Below are 14555 nucleotides of genomic sequence, written 5' to 3' on the forward strand. Positions count from 1 at the left end.
GCAGGCCGGAATCCACGGATACGGGCCGTAGCGGCTCCATCGCAAACCTCGCCTGTCCATGGATTCCGGCCTGCGCCGGAATGACGGGGTTTATGTCGGACGCGACATTCACCCAATGTCACGCCTTTCCGTCGTTCCCGCGCAGGCGGGAACCCATAGACGCAGCGGACCAGGGTCGATTACCGGCGTCGGCGTGTATGGATCCCCGCCTGCGCGGGGATGACGCGGGGGTCGGGGGCAAGTTTCCACTGCCGAAACTGAATGTCGATCCCGCCCAAGGGTCAGCGGCGGCGCTTTGCCCCGTCCAAGGCCGACAGCACGCCGCGCATCGTGCGGACTTCCTGCGAGGTCCAGCCGGCCTTGGTGAGCAGGGTGCGCAGCGTGCGGCGCGAGGTGACGGCGCGTTCGGGGGGATAGAAGAACCGTGCCGCCTCCAGCATGTCGTCGAGCTGGCCGATCATCCCCTCCAGCTCCTCGTGCGGGGCGGGTTCGCCCAGATCGACGACCGGTGGGCTGGCCAGCCCCTCGCCCTTCGACCATTCATACGCGACGAGGATCACCGCCTGTGCCAGATTGAGCGAGCCGAATTCGGGGTTGATCGGCACGGTCAGGATGGTGCGGGCGAGCGCCACGTCGTCGGTTTCGAGGCCGGAGCGTTCGGGGCCGAACAGAATGGCCGAACGGCCACCCTCGGCGCGGATCGCGGTGGCGGCCGCTTCGGGGGTTACGACCGGCTTGGTGATGCCGCGCTTGCGCACCGTCGTCGCATACACATGCGCGCAGTCGGCGACCGCTTCGGCGACGGTTTCATACACCACCGCGTCGCGCAGCACCTGATCGGCACCGCTGGCGGCCGGACCCGCTTCGGGATTGGGCCAGCCGTCGCGCGGGGCGACGAGACGCATTTCGACGAGGCCGAAGTTCAGCATGGCGCGCGCCGCCTTGCCGATGTTCTGCCCCAGTTGCGGGCGGACGAGAACGATGACCGGGGCGTCGCTGCGCGCAGGGGAGGGATCGCCGCGATGCTGCGCCGAGACGGTCGACCAGTCGCCGCGAAACAGCCCTTCCTTCTTCTTGCGCGACCATTCGCCCACCTGTTCGACGCGGGCCAGCGCATCGGCTTCGTCGTCGAAGCCCTCGCTCCACATCAGGTCGACGGGCAGGCGGTCCTGCGTATGGCCGGGCACCTGACCCGCGCCGTGCGCGGCGACGGCGCGATCGAGATCGTCGGTGTGGCCGGTGAAATAGCTGCCGTCGGCGCAGCGCAGGATATAGGCGTGGAACATGGCCGCGTTCGATACCGCCGGTGGGCGGCGGGGGGAAGGGGGACGGACACGTCATCCCTTCGGACGGTGGGCGGCGGCGTTAACCATTGTTCAACACCATGTCCGGTAATCAAACCTCCGTACCAAAAGGCTCGCGATGGACAGGGCCTGGTGAACAGGGGTTGTGACATGGGGCAGAGCTTGAAGGACGCGCATCGCCTGCATTCGGGCGACGAGGGATTGCGCTGGCTGGACCTTGGTATCCGCTATTCGAGCGGGACCGACGACACGCGGATCGATCTGGTCGAAGCGCACAAGTGGTTCAATCTGGCGGCGATGTCCGGCCTGGACACCGCGCAGGAATGGCGCAGCGAGATCGCGACCGACATGACCGCGCGGCAGATTGCCGAGGCGCAGAAGGCGGCGCGGGCGTTCGTCGCGATGGGTGCGCTCGCGAACTGAGCGGCGGTATCGGAGCTTGCCGGCTCGCTGGCTAGCGGAGGTTGGGTGAGGGGCAAGCGAGCCCTTCAGGCTCGCGCGCTCGCATTCGCGAGCGCTTCCCCTCTCCCAGCTCCGACTAGGCCCTTGCTTTGCAAGGACCTAGTCTGCGCATCCCTCTCCCCTGAAGGGGAGAGGGAAGGGGGGCTACTCGGCCTTTTTGGGCGCGGCCTTCTTTGCGGCCGGTTTTTTTGCCGCCGGCTTCTTCGCCGGGGCGTCGGCGGCGTCGGCCTTCTTGGCGGCGGCCTTTTTCGGCGCGGCTTTCTTGGCCGGGGCCTTTTTCTTGCCCTTGGCCGGGGCGGCGGCGGCGCGGTCGTCGATCAGTTGCGCGGCTTCCTCCAGCGTCAGGGCCTGCGGGTCGATCGACTTGGGCACGGTCGCGTTGGTCGTGCCATCGGTGATATAGGGGCCGTAGCGCCCTTCCATCAGCTTCAGCTCGATCTCGGTGCGCGGATGGATGCCGAGCACGCGCAGCGGTTCCCTGGCCGCGCCGCGTGCCGCGCGCCCGCCGCCCGCCGCCGCTTCGGCGAGCTTCACGACGGCGGCGTTCATGCCGGTTTCGAACACGTCGGCGGTCGTCTGCAACCGGGCGTATTTGCCGGCGTGCTTGAGGTACGGGCCGTAGCGGCCGATCGCCGCCTCGATCGGCTCGCCCGTCTCCGGGTGGTTGCCGATGGTGCGCGGCAGGCTCAAGAGCTTGAGCGCCCACTCCAGATTCAGCTCACCGATGTCCTTGGGGATCGAGGCGCGCTTCGCCTCCTTGCCGTCGCCGAGCTGGATATAGGGGCCGAAACGCCCCGACTTGCGCTCGACCTCAAGGCCGGTTTCGGGATCCTTGCCCAGCCCTTCGGGGCCGGAGTCGCCTTCCTCCTCGCCGCCGGGCTGCGCGAAGCGGCGGGTGTATTTGCACTCGGGATAGTTGGAGCAGGCGACGAACGCACCGAACTTGCCACCGCGAAGGGCAAGGCGACCCTCGCCGCAATTGGGGCACAGCCGGGGATCGGTGCCGTCGGCCCGTTCGGGGAACAGGTAGGACCCCAGGAACTGGTCGAGCTCGGCGGTGATCGCGCTGGGCTGCTGTTCCATCACTTCCGAGGTGCGCGGCTTGAAGTCGCGCCAGAAGGCTTCGAGCACCGCCTGCCACTGGGCGCGGCCGCCCGAGACGTCGTCCAACTCCTCCTCCAGCTCGGCGGTGAAGTCGTAGCCGACGTATTTCTCAAAGAAGCGTTCGAGGAAGGCGGTGAGCAGCCGCCCGGTTTCCTCGGCGAAGAAGCGATTCTTCTCGACGCGGACATAGCCGCGATCCTTCAGTACCTGAATGATCGAGGCATAGGTCGAGGGGCGGCCGATGCCGAGTTCCTCCAGCCGCTTGACCAGCGACGCTTCGGAGAAGCGCGGCGGCGGCTGGGTGAAATGCTGTTCGGCGACGACGTCCTTCTTGGCCGGCGCGTCGCCGGTACGCAGGAGGGGGAGGCGACGCGAATCCTCGTCCGCCGTATCGTCGCGGCCTTCCTCGTACAGCGCGAGATAGCCGGGGAAGAGCACGACCTGTCCGGTGGCGCGAAGCCCGGTCTGGCCGGTCTGGTCCTCCAACTCGACGGCGGTGCGCTCCATCCGCGCCGATGCCATCTGGCTGGCGAGCGCGCGCTTCCAGATGAGGTCGTAGAGGCGGCCGTGGTCGCCAGAGCCAGCGCGGTCCTTTGAGAAATCGGTCGGGCGGATCGCCTCGTGCGCTTCCTGCGCGTTCTTGGCCTTTGCCTGATACTGGCGCGGCTTGTCGGGGACGTAGCTGCCGTCGTAGCGCTTGGCGATCGCGCCGCGCGCGGCGTCGATCGCCGATCCGTCCATCTGCACGCCGTCGGTCCGCATATAGGTGATCGCGCCGTCTTCGTAGAGGCTCTGCGCGATCCGCATCGTGTGACTGGCGGCGAAGCCCAGCTTGCGCGCGGCTTCCTGTTGCAGCGTCGAGGTGGTGAACGGCGGCGGCGGGTTGCGCGTCGCGGGCTTCGTCTCGACGTTGATGACGGTGAAGCGGCCGTCGACGACCGCCGCCTTGGCGACCTCGGCCGATCCGGCATCGCCGAGCGACAGGCGGTCGAGCTTCTTGCCCTTGAGCTTCACGAGGCGCGCGTCGAACGGCGTGCCGTCGGCCTCCATCCTGGCGATGACCGACCAATATTCCTGCGCGATGAACGTTTCGATCTCGCGCTCGCGCTCGACCAGCAGCCTGAGCGCCACCGACTGGACGCGGCCGGCCGACTTGGCGCCGGGCAGCTTGCGCCACAGCACCGGCGACAGGGTGAAGCCGACGAGATAGTCGAGCGCGCGGCGGGCGCGATAGGCGTCGATCAGGTCGGTATCGAGCTCGCGCGGGGCCTTCATCGCCGCGAGGATCGCCGGCTTGGTGATCGCGTTGAACGTGACCCGTTCGACTTCCTTGGGCAACGCGCGGCGCTTGCGCAGCACTTCCTGCACATGCCAGCTAATCGCCTCGCCTTCGCGATCGGGATCGGTCGCGAGGATCAGGCGGTCGGCGGTCTTGGCGAGATCGGTGATCGCCTTCAACTGCTTGGTCTTGTCGGCGTAAGTTTCCCAATCCATCGCGAAACCGTCGTCGGGCTTCACCGATCCGTCCTTGGGCGGCAGGTCGCGGACATGGCCGTAGGAGGCGAGGACGCGATAGTCCGACCCCAGGTATTTTTCGATGGTCTTCGCCTTGGCGGGCGATTCGACGATGACGAGCTGCATGGCGGTGGCGAACGATCCCTTACGTGTACGTGCGAGAGTGGGGAGCGGCGGGGGGTGGCGTCAAGTCGCGGCGGGCGTGATCGGTACCGCGGGTTTGTGACGGTTGCGACGGGAGTGTCAGGCGAAGACGGCATCGAGCGGTTCGGGCTGCGTCGCGCGGTAGACCGCGACCGCGAGATACCAGCCGAGGATTTGCGAGCCGCTGTCGGCGATGCGGAGGAGGACGGTCAGTGCAATATCGGGCTGGACATCGTTGTAGACCAGTTCGGAAACGAGCAATCCGATGCCGACCGGCAGATGGATCAGCACCGCTATCAAGAAAAGGCGCGGCATCAGCGCACGGCTGCGTCGCGTGCTTTCGTCCATCGCCTCGATGACGCCGCGATCGCGGTGGGCGAACAGGATCGGCACCGCCGCGATCCAGCGGGCGTAGAGCCAGAGGCCGGGCAGGATCAGCAGCACAAAGCCGAGGGTGATGGCGATGCTGCTGACGAACAACAGTCCGAAAAACGCTGCGATGGCCCCGGGCGCGGCTGTCGCAAGCAGTCCGCCCCGTCGCATCGTGCGGCGGATCAGCGCATATTGCAGGCCGAACGATGCTAGCGCGATCAGCAGCACCATCGGCACGACGTTTGCGTCTGCGTCGTCGAGAATGTCGACAACCACGCCGGTGCCGGTCAGTACGATCAGCGCGATTGCCGCCATCGCCGGATCGCGCATCGCCTCGCGCCATGCCGCATGCAACAGCCCGGATACGCTCCCGATCGTCGTCATGTCAGGCTCACCCTGCCCCCTGCGTGCCGCTCCAGCCGGCCGGCCAGTTCGAGTTCGAGCAGCACCGTCTGGACGATGGCGGTGGGGCGGCCCGACTGGCGGACCAGTTCGTCGATTGCGACCGGCACCGGGCCGAGCAGCGTCGTGATCCGGCTACGGTCGCGGTCGTCGGCGTCGGCCGGGGTGGCGGGTTGCGGCACATAACCGCTACCGGGCGCGCGGAGCGCGCGCGGGTCGATCGGGCGGAGCATTTCGGCGACGTCGGCGGCGGTCTGGACCAGCGTCGCGCCTTCGCGGATCAGCAGGTTGCACCCCTGCGCGCGCGGATCGAGCGGCGATCCGGGGACGGCCATCACCTCGCGCCCCGCTTCACCCGCCAGCCGTGCGGTGATGAGCGAGCCGGACTTCGGCGCGGCCTCGATCACGACGGTGCCGAGCGACAGGCCGGCGATGATGCGGTTGCGCGAGGGGAAGTGGCGGGCGAGCGGTTGGGTGCCGGGCGGCTGTTCGGCGACGAGCAGGCCCTGCGTCGCCACCGCTTCCTGCAAATCGCGGTTTTCGGGCGGGAACACCACGTCGATGCCGCTGGCGATGACGCCGATCGTGGCATGGCCGATCGCGCCGCCATGCGCCGCCGTGTCGATGCCGCGCGCGAGGCCGGAAACGACGACGAAACCGCCTGCGCCCAGTTCCTCGGCCAGCCCGCGTGCGAATCGCACCGCCGCCGCCGAGGCGTTGCGCGCGCCGACCAGCGCCACGCAGGGCCGGGCGGGCAGCGAGCGGTCGCCACGCACGATCAGCGCGGGCGGCGCAGTGTCCAGTTCGGCGAGGAGCGGCGGATAGTCGGGATCGCCGAGCAGCAGATAGCGCCCGCCGAGCGAACGGACGGTGGCGATCTCGCGCCGGACGATGGCCTCGTCGGCCAGCAGCGGCGGGCGGCCGCCGCCGCGCTGGGCGAGCGCGGGCAGCGCGTCGATCGCGCGAATCGCATCGCCGTAGCGATCAATCAGCGCTCGGAAGGTGACGGGGCCGACGTTCGCCGAGCGGATCAGGCGGAGCGCCGCGAAGCGCGCCGCGCTGTCAGTCACGTTTGCGGCCAATCCGGGGTTCGGTGCCGACGAGCAGCCGGTCGATATTCTCGCGGTGTTTCCACAGCACGATCGCGGCCAGCCCGAGGAACAGCAGCACCAGATCGAACCGGCCCGCCGCCGCCGCCGCGACCGGCGCGGCGACCGCCGCCGCCATGCCCGCGACCGACGAGATGCGCAGTGTGCCGAGCAGCCCGAGCCAGACGACGGCATAGGCAAGGCCGCTCAACGGGTGCAGCGCGACGACGACGCCCATCATCGTCGCCACGCCCTTGCCGCCGCGAAAGCGCAGCCACAGCGGATAGCAATGGCCGATGAACGCCGCCGCGCCCGCGACCAGTTGCTCGCCCGGGAACAGCGCGGCGACGATCCACACGGCGGCGGCGCCCTTCAACAGATCGAGCAGCAGCGTGGCAGCGGCCAGCCCCTTGCGGCCGGTACGCAGGACGTTGGTGGCACCGATGTTGCCCGACCCGATCGAACGCAGATCGCCCGCGCCGGCGATGCGGGTGAGCAGGATTCCCCACGGAATCGATCCCAGTACATAGCCGATCAGCATCGCCGCGACCGGCGGCCACCAGATGATTTCGCTCGGCAGTGATGCCCCCTGAACTTGCCGTCAACGCGGGCCAAGGTAAGGGAATGGAGGATTTCTTGCAACGCGGCGGGTGCGCCGGACGCGCCGAGGGTACGGATACGATCATGACGCAGGCGATACGACCGATCCTGTTCTTCGATTCAGGCGTGGGCGGTCTGTCGGTGGTGACGCCGACGCTGGCGCTGCTGCCGAACGCGCCGATCGTCTATGCCGCCGATTCGGCCGGGTTTCCCTATGGCACGCGCTCGGAGGGTGAGATCGCGGCGCGGGTGCCGGCGCTGCTCGGGCGGCTGGTCGAACGGTATCGGCCCAAGCTGGTGGTGATCGCGTGCAACACTGCCTCGACGATCGCGCTGGGCGCGGTGCGCGCGGCGCTCGATGTGCCGGTGGTGGGGACGGTGCCGGCGATCAAGCCCGCCGCAGCGATGAGCCGGAGCCGGGTGATCGGCGTGCTCGGCACGCAGGCGACGGTGCGCCAGCCCTATGTCGACGATCTGGCGGCGCGCTTCGCGGCGGACTGCACCGTGCTGCGGCATGGATCGGCGGCACTGGTCGAGCTGGCGGAAGCGGCGCTGGCGGGGGTGCCGCTGCCCGAGGGGGCGGTGGCGGGCGAGCTGGCGGGGCTGGTGGGGCAGGCGGGGGGCGGGCGGATCGACGTGATCGTCAACGCCTGCACGCATTTTCCGCTGCTGGAGGACGCGATGCGCGTGGTGCTGCCCGGGGTGGCGTTCATCGATGGCGGGCCGGGAATCGCTCGGCGGATCGTGGCGTTGACCGAGGGGCAGGCGTTTCCGGGGACGCCTTCGCCGGGGACGCTGGTGTTCACGCGGTTGGGGGAGCGGGAGGCGGTGCTGGGGGCGGCGTTGCAGGCTCGGGGGTTCGGGGTGGTCGAGGCGCTGTAGCGATTCGGGTTCACGCGAAGGCGCGGAGGGCGCGAAGAAGAAGAAGATTTAGTTCGCGCAGGGGCGCGGAGGCACGGAGGGGTTGCGGCTCACGGTCGTCCCGCGCCGAATGGCGCTGCTCCGTGCCGCGCTGTCGGATTGGGAGAGACGCTGCCGCGTCCGGGTCCTCTCTGCGCCTCCGCGCCTCTGCGCGAACCAAATTTTCTTCTTCGCGTGAAGCCGACTATCCCGCGCCACGGATAGGACAATATGTCCAACCTGACGATCAGCGTGACCGCTTTTATCCGCTGGCAACACCCTGTTTCAAAGGGTACACCCGCGCCCCATGAGCATCGACGCACGTCCGGCCCGCTCGGTCGATTATAACCGTGTCTTCGCCCAGGCGATCGATCGTCTGCACGAGGAAGGGCGCTACCGCGTCTTTATCGACATCCTGCGCAACAAGGGGCAGTTCCCCAACGCGCGCTGCTTCGCCGGGCACAACGGGCCGAAGCCGATCACCGTATGGTGTTCGAACGACTATCTTGCGATGGGGCAGCACCCCGCCGTTATCGCGGCGATGGAGGAAGCGCTGCACGACGTCGGCGCAGGCTCTGGCGGTACGCGCAACATCGGCGGCAACACCCATTATCACATCGATCTGGAAACCGAACTCGCCGACCTGCATGGTAAGGAAGCCGCGCTGCTGTTCACCAGCGGATACGTGTCGAACGAGGCGACGCTGTCGACGCTGGCGCGGGTGCTGCCGGGTTGCGTGATCTTTTCCGACGAGCTGAACCATGCGTCGATGATCGCCGGCATCCGCCATTCGGGCTGCGGGAAGCGGGTGTTCCGCCATAACGACCTCCATCACCTCGAGGAACTGCTGGCGGCCGAGGACCCCGCCGTCCCGAAGCTGATCGCGTTCGAGAGCGTCTATTCGATGGACGGCGACGTCGCGCCGATCCACGCGATCTGCGATCTGGCCGACAAGTATAATGCGCTGACCTATCTCGACGAGGTGCATGCGGTGGGCATGTACGGCGCGCGCGGCGGCGGCATTTCGGAGCGTGACGATGCGGCCGACCGGCTGACGATCGTCGAGGGGACGCTGGGCAAGGCGTTCGGGGTGATGGGCGGCTATATCGCCGCCGATCGCACGGTGATCGACGTGATCCGGTCGTACGCGCCGGGGTTCATTTTCACGACCTCGCTGTCGCCGGTGCTGGTCGCAGGCGCGCTGGCCAGCGTGCGGCATCTGAAGGCATCGTGTGCCGAGCGCGACGGGCAGCAGGCGGCGGCGGGCACGCTCAAGGCGCTGTTCGCCGACGCCGGGCTGCCGGTGATGGATACGACCACGCATATCGTGCCGCTGATGGTCGGCGATCCGGTGAAGGCCAAGCGGATCAGCGACATCCTGTTGCGCGAATATGGCGTGTATGTGCAGCCGATCAATTATCCGACGGTGCCGCGCGGGACCGAACGGCTGCGCTTCACGCCGGGGCCGGCGCATGACGAGGCGATGATGCGCGACCTGACGGCGGCGCTGGTCGAGATCTGGGGCCGGCTGGAGTTGCGCAAGGCGGCCTGATTTCAGGTTCGCGCGGAGGTCGCGAAGTTCGGAGAAGTAGAAGAATTTAGGTTCGCGCTGAGGCGCGGAGGGGTTGCGGCTCACGGTCGTTTCATACCGTTTGATCGAGGCGTCGCCCCAGCGAAGGCTGGGGCCTCAAGCGGCTCCTGTCGCGCACCAGCCCCGGGAAATCCCAGCCTTCGCTGGGATAACGCCTTGTTTCAAGGTAGATGGGACCGGAATTCACGAAGGACACTGCCGCGTCCGAATCCTCTCTGCGCCTCTGCGCGAGCCGACCTTCCTCTTCGTATCGTCACACCCACGCGCGGATCAAAGTCCGCTTATCACCCGCTCCAACAGCAGCCCGGCGACCAGCGTCAGGACGGCGAGGCCGACCGATAGCGGCACCCGCAGCTTCATCCACCATGGCGGGACATGCCCCGCGCGCACCAGCGCCATGTCGACCGTGAGCGATACGAGCAGCCCGGCGGCGAGGATCGCCGCGCCCGACGTCGGGGATGGGAAGAACACCGCACCCGCCGCCAGCGCGACGAGCGAGGGCACGACCGCGACCGCCAGCCACAGTGCCAGCCCGGCCCCGGTGACGCGGGCGGCGGCGGCACCCCACCACATGCCGCCCAGAAAGCTGAGGATCAGCGCGGCGTAGAGCAGCGATAGCGTCAGCAGGAGCCCGCCGAGGAACGGATTGGTCAGCCACACGACGATCGCGATGATCGGCGGCAACAGCCCGGCATAGCCGAGCAGCAACGCCGACACCGGTGGCTTACGCGACGGTTCGACGACCGGATCAGTCACGGCAATAGCCTTCGCCCGACGCGACGGTCAGGCAGTCGCGCTTGTCCGCCAGCCACTTGAGGCCGGTCGCCGCCCCGTCGGAGGGGCGCAGCAGCAGCGTCTCGCCGCCGCGCTCGAAGCGGATGCCCTCGGGCGTCACCGTGCCGGGGAAGCTGCCCTTGTTGTCGAGATCGTACTGCATCTCGAGCTGTACCGCGCCCGGCGTGGAGTCGCTGACGACCAGATACGTCCCTTCGACCCCGGTCCAGCGGCCGCGATAGCGCGTGGCGTCGGCCGGCGGGGTCGCCGTGGTGCTGGGGGTCGGGGTGGGTGTCGGCGTTGGCGTAGGGGTCGGCGAGCGCGGGGCGGGGAGGTCGGTTTCGGCGCTGTTCTCGATCGCGGCCTGGGTGGCGGCCCCTTCGCTGCGCCGTTCGTTCGCTCCGCAGCCGGCCAGTGCCACCGACAGTCCCAGTCCGATCATCGCCCATCGCATCCGCCCGACTCCTTAGGCATTGCCTTCTTCTCGACCTAGCGCGCCGTGTCACGTCCCGCTAGAAGCTGCGCCATGGCCCGTATCGCACTCGCTTCCGACCATGCCGCCCTGGCGCTCAAGGCAGAACTCGCCACTTGGTTGCATGGGGAGGGGCATGACGTATCCGATCTTGGCCCGCATGAGGCGGCGAGCGTCGATTATCCCGACTATGGCTACAAGCTCGCGCAGGCGGTGGCGGGGGGCGAGGCCGACTTCGGCGTGGCGCTGTGCGGGTCGGGAATCGGCATCTCGATCGCGGTGAACCGGGTGGCGGCGTGCCGCTGTGCCTTGGTATCCGAACCGCTGTCCGCCGCGTTGGCGCGTGAGCATAACGACGCGAATGTGATCGCGATGGGCGCGCGGCTGGTGGGGTCGGAGATGGCGAAGGCTTGCCTGTCGGCGTTTCTGATGACGCCGTTCGGGGGCGACAGGCATCGGCGGCGGGTGGACAAGCTGGGCAATCCGCCGGTTTGAATTTGGGTTCACGCGAAGGCGCAAAGGGCGCGAAGAAGAAGGCTGGTTCGCGCAGAGGCGCGGAGGCGCAGAGGGGGTGCGGCGCACGGACCTGTTGCCCCGGATGTCGCTGTTCGGTGCCGCTGGCGTCCGATCTGCGTGCCTCGAAACGAGCGTCATCCCAGCGAAGGCTGGGATTTCCCGGCAAGGGTGCGTGACAGGAACTGCTCGAAATCCTCGGCCGGATCGACGTTCAGTCCGCTCACGCAGGACGACTGCTTTATCGCTTGTCGTCACTCCCGCGAAGGCGGGAGTCCATACCCGCTGACGTGTCGGCCGGAGTCGTGACGCTGGCGCATATGGATTCCCGCCTTCGCGGGAATGACGAAAATCCATGGTTGTCGCTGAATGTCGACTGATCCCAGCCGTCGCCGGGGTGACGTTTCCGTGCGGGGAAACGACCTGTGGAATCAAGAGAGACGCTGCCGCGTCCGAATCCTCTCTGCGCCTCCGCGCCTCCGCGCGAACCAACCTTCTTCGCGCCCACCGCGCCTCCGCGTGAAACCCGATCACCCCCATCCCAGGGAAGCAAACCCCATCTGCCGGGTGGCATTTCGATGACAGGGGGACTAAGTGCGCGCGCAAGCCCATTCTCCTTCGGAGCCGCTTGACCCATGACCGCTATCGACCAGTTCCGCCCCGCCGGGTTCTTCGACACGTCGCTCGCCGATGCCGACCCCGCCGTCTTCGCCGGCGTCGCCCATGAGCTGGAGCGCGAACGCTATCAGATCGAGCTGATCGCGTCGGAAAACATCGTGTCGAAGGCGGTGCTGGAAGCGCAAGGGTCGGTCTTCACCAACAAATACGCCGAGGGCTATCCCGGCAAGCGTTACTATCAGGGCTGCCACCCGTCGGACGAGGTCGAGCAACTGGCGATCGACCGCGCCAAGGCGTTGTTCGGCTGCGGCTTCGTCAACGTGCAGCCGCATTCGGGGGCGCAGGCGAACGGCGCGGTGATGCTGGCGCTGACCAAGCCGGGCGACACGATCATGGGCATGAGCCTCGATGCCGGCGGCCACCTGACGCACGGTGCCAGGGCGGCGATGTCGGGCAAGTGGTTCAATGCGGTGCAGTATGGCGTCGACCGCGAGACGCATCTGATCGATTACGACGCGGTCGAGGCGCTGGCGAAGGAGCATCGCCCGACGCTCATCATCGCCGGCGGGTCGGCCTATCCGCGCCAGATCGATTTCGCGCGGTTCCGCGCGATCGCTGACGAGGTGGGCGCGAAGTTCATGGTCGACATGGCGCATTTCGCGGGGATCGTTGCCGCCGGGCAGCACCCGACCCCGTTCGGCCATGCCCATGTCGTCACCACCACCACGCACAAGACGCTGCGGGGCCCACGCGGCGGCATGGTGCTGACGAATGACGAGGCGATCGCCAAGAAGATCAACTCGGCGGTGTTCCCGGGATTGCAGGGCGGGCCGCTGATGCACGTCATCGCCGCCAAGGCGGTAGCGTTCGGCGAGGCGCTGCGGCCTGAGTTCAAGGATTATATCCGCGCGGTGGTGGCCAATGCGCAGACGCTGGCGGCGACGCTGAAAGGGCGTGGCGCGAACGTCGTTGCCGGTGGCACCGATACGCATCTGGCGCTGATCGACCTGACGCCGCTGGGCGTCACCGGCCGCGATGCCGACGAGGCGCTGGAGCGCGCCGCCATCACCTGCAACAAGAACGGCATTCCGTTCGACCCGCTGCCCCCGGTCAAGACCAGCGGCATCCGCGTCGGATCGCCCGCCGGCACGACGCGCGGTTTCGGCGAGGCCGAGTTCACGCAGATCGGCCACATGGTCGCCGACGTGCTCGACGGTCTGCGCGCGAAGGGCGAGGCCGGGGACCCACAGGTCGAGGCGGACGTTAAGGCCCGGGTTCGGGCGCTGTGCGAGCGGTTCCCGATCTATCCCGGTCTGTAAGGAGTAGGCGCATGGTCAAGGACAAGACGCTCGGCAAGAGCATGGCGAAATGGGGCGCGCTGGGCGCGGTCGTGGCGATCCCGGTGCCGTTCGTCGGCCCGCTGATCGGCGCGGCGGCGGGTGCCGGCTATGCCTATTTCAAGGCGAAGAAGCCGCGCTACTGAGGGAAACCCGGCCGGTCCCAAGCGATCGGCCGGGTTCCGGGGTGGCCTCGAATACAGGAATGACGATGCGCTGCCCCTTTTGTGCCCATGAAGACAGTCAGGTGAAGGACAGCCGCCCGAGCGACGATGGCGCGGCGATCCGGCGGCGGCGCCAGTGCAGCGGCTGCGGCGCGCGCTTCACCACGTTCGAGCGTATCCAGCTCCGCGACCTGACCGTCGTGAAGTCCGACGACCGGCGGCAGGCGTTCGATCGCGACAAGCTGCTCCGGTCGGTCGCGACGGCGTGTCGCAAGCGGCCGATCACCCCGATTCAGGTCGAGCGGATCGTGTCGGGCATCCAGCGCCAGTTGGAGACGACCGGCGACAGCGAGGTCACGTCGCTCAGGATCGGCGAGCTGGTGATGGAGGGGTTGCAGGGCCTCGACCCGGTCGCCTACATCCGGTTCGCCAGCGTTTACAAAGACTTCCGCGAGGCGAAGGATTTCGAGGCGTTCGCGGGGACGCTGGGGGATGCGGGGCAGGAGTAGCACCTGCCCCTGTGTCATTCCCGCGAAGGCGGGAATCCATAGACGCTGCGGTTCGGACAGGATGCGCAGGCGTTGCGTGTATGGACTCCCGCCTTCGCGGGAGTGACGAATGTGGCTTATCTACCCGCCAGCGCGTCGAGCGTCGGGCGCATTCCCGACAGGTCGTAGCCTGCCGCCTGCCCCTTGGCGACCAGCGTGTCCGATGCCTCCCCCCGCTTGGCGCTGGCCAGCGCCCACAGGTTGCACGAGCGCGTGCCCGAGCGGCAATAGGCGAGCACCTGTCCCGGTGCGTCGGCGAGGACGGCGGTCATCGCGTCGATCTGCGGATGGCTGAAACCGGCATGGGTGATCGGGATCGCGTGATAGGTTAGGCCCGCACTTTCCGCCGCTGCCGCGATGCTGTCGCCATCGGGCTGGCCCATGTCCTCGCCGTCGGGGCGGTTGTTGACGATGGTGGTGAAGCCCTGCGCCTTGAGCGTCGCCACGTCGGCGACGGTGATCTGCGGGCTGACCGAAATGCGGTCGTCGATACGGCGGATGTCCATGGGGGCGGGTGTAGCGTGGGGTGGGGGGGCGTGCAAATGGCGGATCGACGTTCCGCTTCTCCCCTCCCTGACAAGGGAGGGGTCGGGGGTGGGTTGGCCTGCGCGGGAACGTAGCGTCCACCCCGAACCTAACCCCCCCCC

Annotated in this window: 15 protein-coding genes; 7 read left to right on the forward strand and 8 right to left on the reverse strand. The window is 68.0% G+C overall.

The genetic code is table 11. The annotated features are described in order from the left end of the window. Positions 1-281: 281 nt before the first annotated feature. Positions 282-1286, reverse strand: a complete 1005-nt coding sequence (locus tag ASE78_RS17860; protein WP_082467312.1) for a TrmH family RNA methyltransferase — start codon at positions 1284-1286, stop codon at positions 282-284. Between the two features lie 168 nt (positions 1287-1454). Here ASE78_RS17860 and ASE78_RS17865 point away from each other — a divergent pair, with 168 nt between their 5' ends. Beyond that, positions 1455-1727, forward strand: coding sequence for a hypothetical protein (locus tag ASE78_RS17865; RefSeq protein ID WP_056499037.1), 273 nt, complete (start codon positions 1455-1457; stop codon positions 1725-1727). Between the two features lie 183 nt (positions 1728-1910). Here ASE78_RS17865 and topA read toward each other — a convergent pair whose 3' ends face one another. The 4 genes from topA to plsY form a co-directional block, all read right to left on the reverse strand. Beyond that, on the reverse strand, positions 1911-4511 hold the full coding sequence (gene topA, locus ASE78_RS17870) for a type I DNA topoisomerase (protein ID WP_056499040.1): 2601 nt from the start codon (positions 4509-4511) through the stop codon (positions 1911-1913). Between the two features lie 117 nt (positions 4512-4628). After that, entirely contained in the window at positions 4629-5285 is a 657-nt protein-coding gene (locus ASE78_RS17875) for a hypothetical protein (RefSeq protein WP_156351554.1), read from the reverse strand. Then, positions 5282-6373 (reverse strand): DNA-processing protein DprA, encoded by a 1092-nt coding sequence (dprA, locus tag ASE78_RS17880; protein WP_056499046.1) that lies wholly within the window; start codon positions 6371-6373, stop codon positions 5282-5284. The genes ASE78_RS17875 and dprA overlap by 4 nt, the downstream gene beginning before the upstream one ends. Next, positions 6366-6932 (reverse strand): glycerol-3-phosphate 1-O-acyltransferase PlsY, encoded by a 567-nt coding sequence (gene plsY / locus ASE78_RS19735; protein ID WP_056499050.1) that lies wholly within the window; start codon positions 6930-6932, stop codon positions 6366-6368. The genes dprA and plsY overlap by 8 nt, the downstream gene beginning before the upstream one ends. A 143-nt stretch (positions 6933-7075) precedes the next feature. On the opposite strand from plsY, the gene murI reads away from it, so the two are divergent. Beyond that, on the forward strand, positions 7076-7873 hold the full coding sequence (murI, locus tag ASE78_RS17890) for a glutamate racemase (protein ID WP_056499359.1): 798 nt from the start codon (positions 7076-7078) through the stop codon (positions 7871-7873). A 325-nt stretch (positions 7874-8198) separates the two neighbouring features. Further along, entirely contained in the window at positions 8199-9443 is a 1245-nt protein-coding gene (gene hemA, locus ASE78_RS17895) for a 5-aminolevulinate synthase (RefSeq protein WP_056499053.1), read from the forward strand. Positions 9444-9752: 309 nt separating this feature from the next. On the opposite strand, the gene ASE78_RS17900 is transcribed toward hemA, so the two are convergent. Further along, on the reverse strand, positions 9753-10238 hold the full coding sequence (locus ASE78_RS17900; protein WP_230636037.1) for a DUF3429 domain-containing protein: 486 nt from the start codon (positions 10236-10238) through the stop codon (positions 9753-9755). Then, positions 10231-10710 carry a hypothetical protein gene (locus tag ASE78_RS17905; protein WP_156351555.1) on the reverse strand — a complete coding sequence of 160 codons (480 nt, stop codon included), beginning with the start codon at positions 10708-10710 and terminating at the stop codon, positions 10231-10233. The genes ASE78_RS17900 and ASE78_RS17905 overlap by 8 nt, the downstream gene beginning before the upstream one ends. Before the next feature lie 72 nt (positions 10711-10782). On the opposite strand from ASE78_RS17905, the gene rpiB reads away from it, so the two are divergent. The 4 genes from rpiB to nrdR all read left to right on the forward strand — a co-directional run bounded on the left by rpiB (position 10783) and on the right by nrdR (position 13869). Further along, positions 10783-11223, forward strand: a complete 441-nt coding sequence (gene rpiB, locus ASE78_RS17910) for a ribose 5-phosphate isomerase B (protein ID WP_056499057.1) — start codon at positions 10783-10785, stop codon at positions 11221-11223. 653 nt (positions 11224-11876) lie between these two features. After that, entirely contained in the window at positions 11877-13178 is a 1302-nt protein-coding gene (glyA, locus tag ASE78_RS17915; protein ID WP_056499060.1) for a serine hydroxymethyltransferase, read from the forward strand. Positions 13179-13189: 11 nt separating this feature from the next. Continuing rightward, on the forward strand, positions 13190-13342 hold the full coding sequence (locus tag ASE78_RS19105; RefSeq protein ID WP_164490767.1) for a hypothetical protein: 153 nt from the start codon (positions 13190-13192) through the stop codon (positions 13340-13342). Between the two features lie 65 nt (positions 13343-13407). Next, a complete protein-coding gene (gene nrdR, locus ASE78_RS17920) occupies positions 13408-13869 on the forward strand; it encodes a transcriptional regulator NrdR (protein ID WP_082448146.1) in 462 nt (153 codons plus the stop codon). 116 nt (positions 13870-13985) lie between these two features. On the opposite strand, the gene ASE78_RS17925 is transcribed toward nrdR, so the two are convergent. After that, positions 13986-14414 carry a TIGR01244 family sulfur transferase gene (locus tag ASE78_RS17925; RefSeq protein WP_056499063.1) on the reverse strand — a complete coding sequence of 143 codons (429 nt, stop codon included), beginning with the start codon at positions 14412-14414 and terminating at the stop codon, positions 13986-13988. Between the last annotated feature and the right edge of the window lie 141 nt (positions 14415-14555).

Source organism: Sphingomonas sp. Leaf25 (assembly GCF_001421635.1).
Classification (GTDB): domain Bacteria; phylum Pseudomonadota; class Alphaproteobacteria; order Sphingomonadales; family Sphingomonadaceae; genus Sphingomonas.

What these genes read in the sequence shown, in the direction of transcription:
- ASE78_RS17905 (WP_156351555.1), bottom strand. Translation starts at nt 10,710, where the DNA reads ATGCGATGGGCGATGATCGGACTGGGACTGTCGGTGGCACTGGCCGGC.
- rpiB (WP_056499057.1), top strand. Translation starts at nt 10,783, where the DNA reads ATGGCCCGTATCGCACTCGCTTCCGACCATGCCGCCCTGGCGCTCAAG.
- glyA (WP_056499060.1), top strand. Translation starts at nt 11,877, where the DNA reads ATGACCGCTATCGACCAGTTCCGCCCCGCCGGGTTCTTCGACACGTCG.
- topA (WP_056499040.1), bottom strand. Translation starts at nt 4,511, where the DNA reads ATGCAGCTCGTCATCGTCGAATCGCCCGCCAAGGCGAAGACCATCGAA.
- ASE78_RS17875 (WP_156351554.1), bottom strand. Translation starts at nt 5,285, where the DNA reads ATGACGACGATCGGGAGCGTATCCGGGCTGTTGCATGCGGCATGGCGC.
- ASE78_RS17860 (WP_082467312.1), bottom strand. Translation starts at nt 1,286, where the DNA reads ATGTTCCACGCCTATATCCTGCGCTGCGCCGACGGCAGCTATTTCACC.
- ASE78_RS17925 (WP_056499063.1), bottom strand. Translation starts at nt 14,414, where the DNA reads ATGGACATCCGCCGTATCGACGACCGCATTTCGGTCAGCCCGCAGATC.
- ASE78_RS19105 (WP_164490767.1), top strand. Translation starts at nt 13,190, where the DNA reads ATGGTCAAGGACAAGACGCTCGGCAAGAGCATGGCGAAATGGGGCGCG.
- plsY (WP_056499050.1), bottom strand. Translation starts at nt 6,932, where the DNA reads ATGCTGATCGGCTATGTACTGGGATCGATTCCGTGGGGAATCCTGCTC.
- nrdR (WP_082448146.1), top strand. Translation starts at nt 13,408, where the DNA reads ATGCGCTGCCCCTTTTGTGCCCATGAAGACAGTCAGGTGAAGGACAGC.
- ASE78_RS17865 (WP_056499037.1), top strand. Translation starts at nt 1,455, where the DNA reads ATGGGGCAGAGCTTGAAGGACGCGCATCGCCTGCATTCGGGCGACGAG.
- hemA (WP_056499053.1), top strand. Translation starts at nt 8,199, where the DNA reads ATGAGCATCGACGCACGTCCGGCCCGCTCGGTCGATTATAACCGTGTC.
- murI (WP_056499359.1), top strand. Translation starts at nt 7,076, where the DNA reads ATGACGCAGGCGATACGACCGATCCTGTTCTTCGATTCAGGCGTGGGC.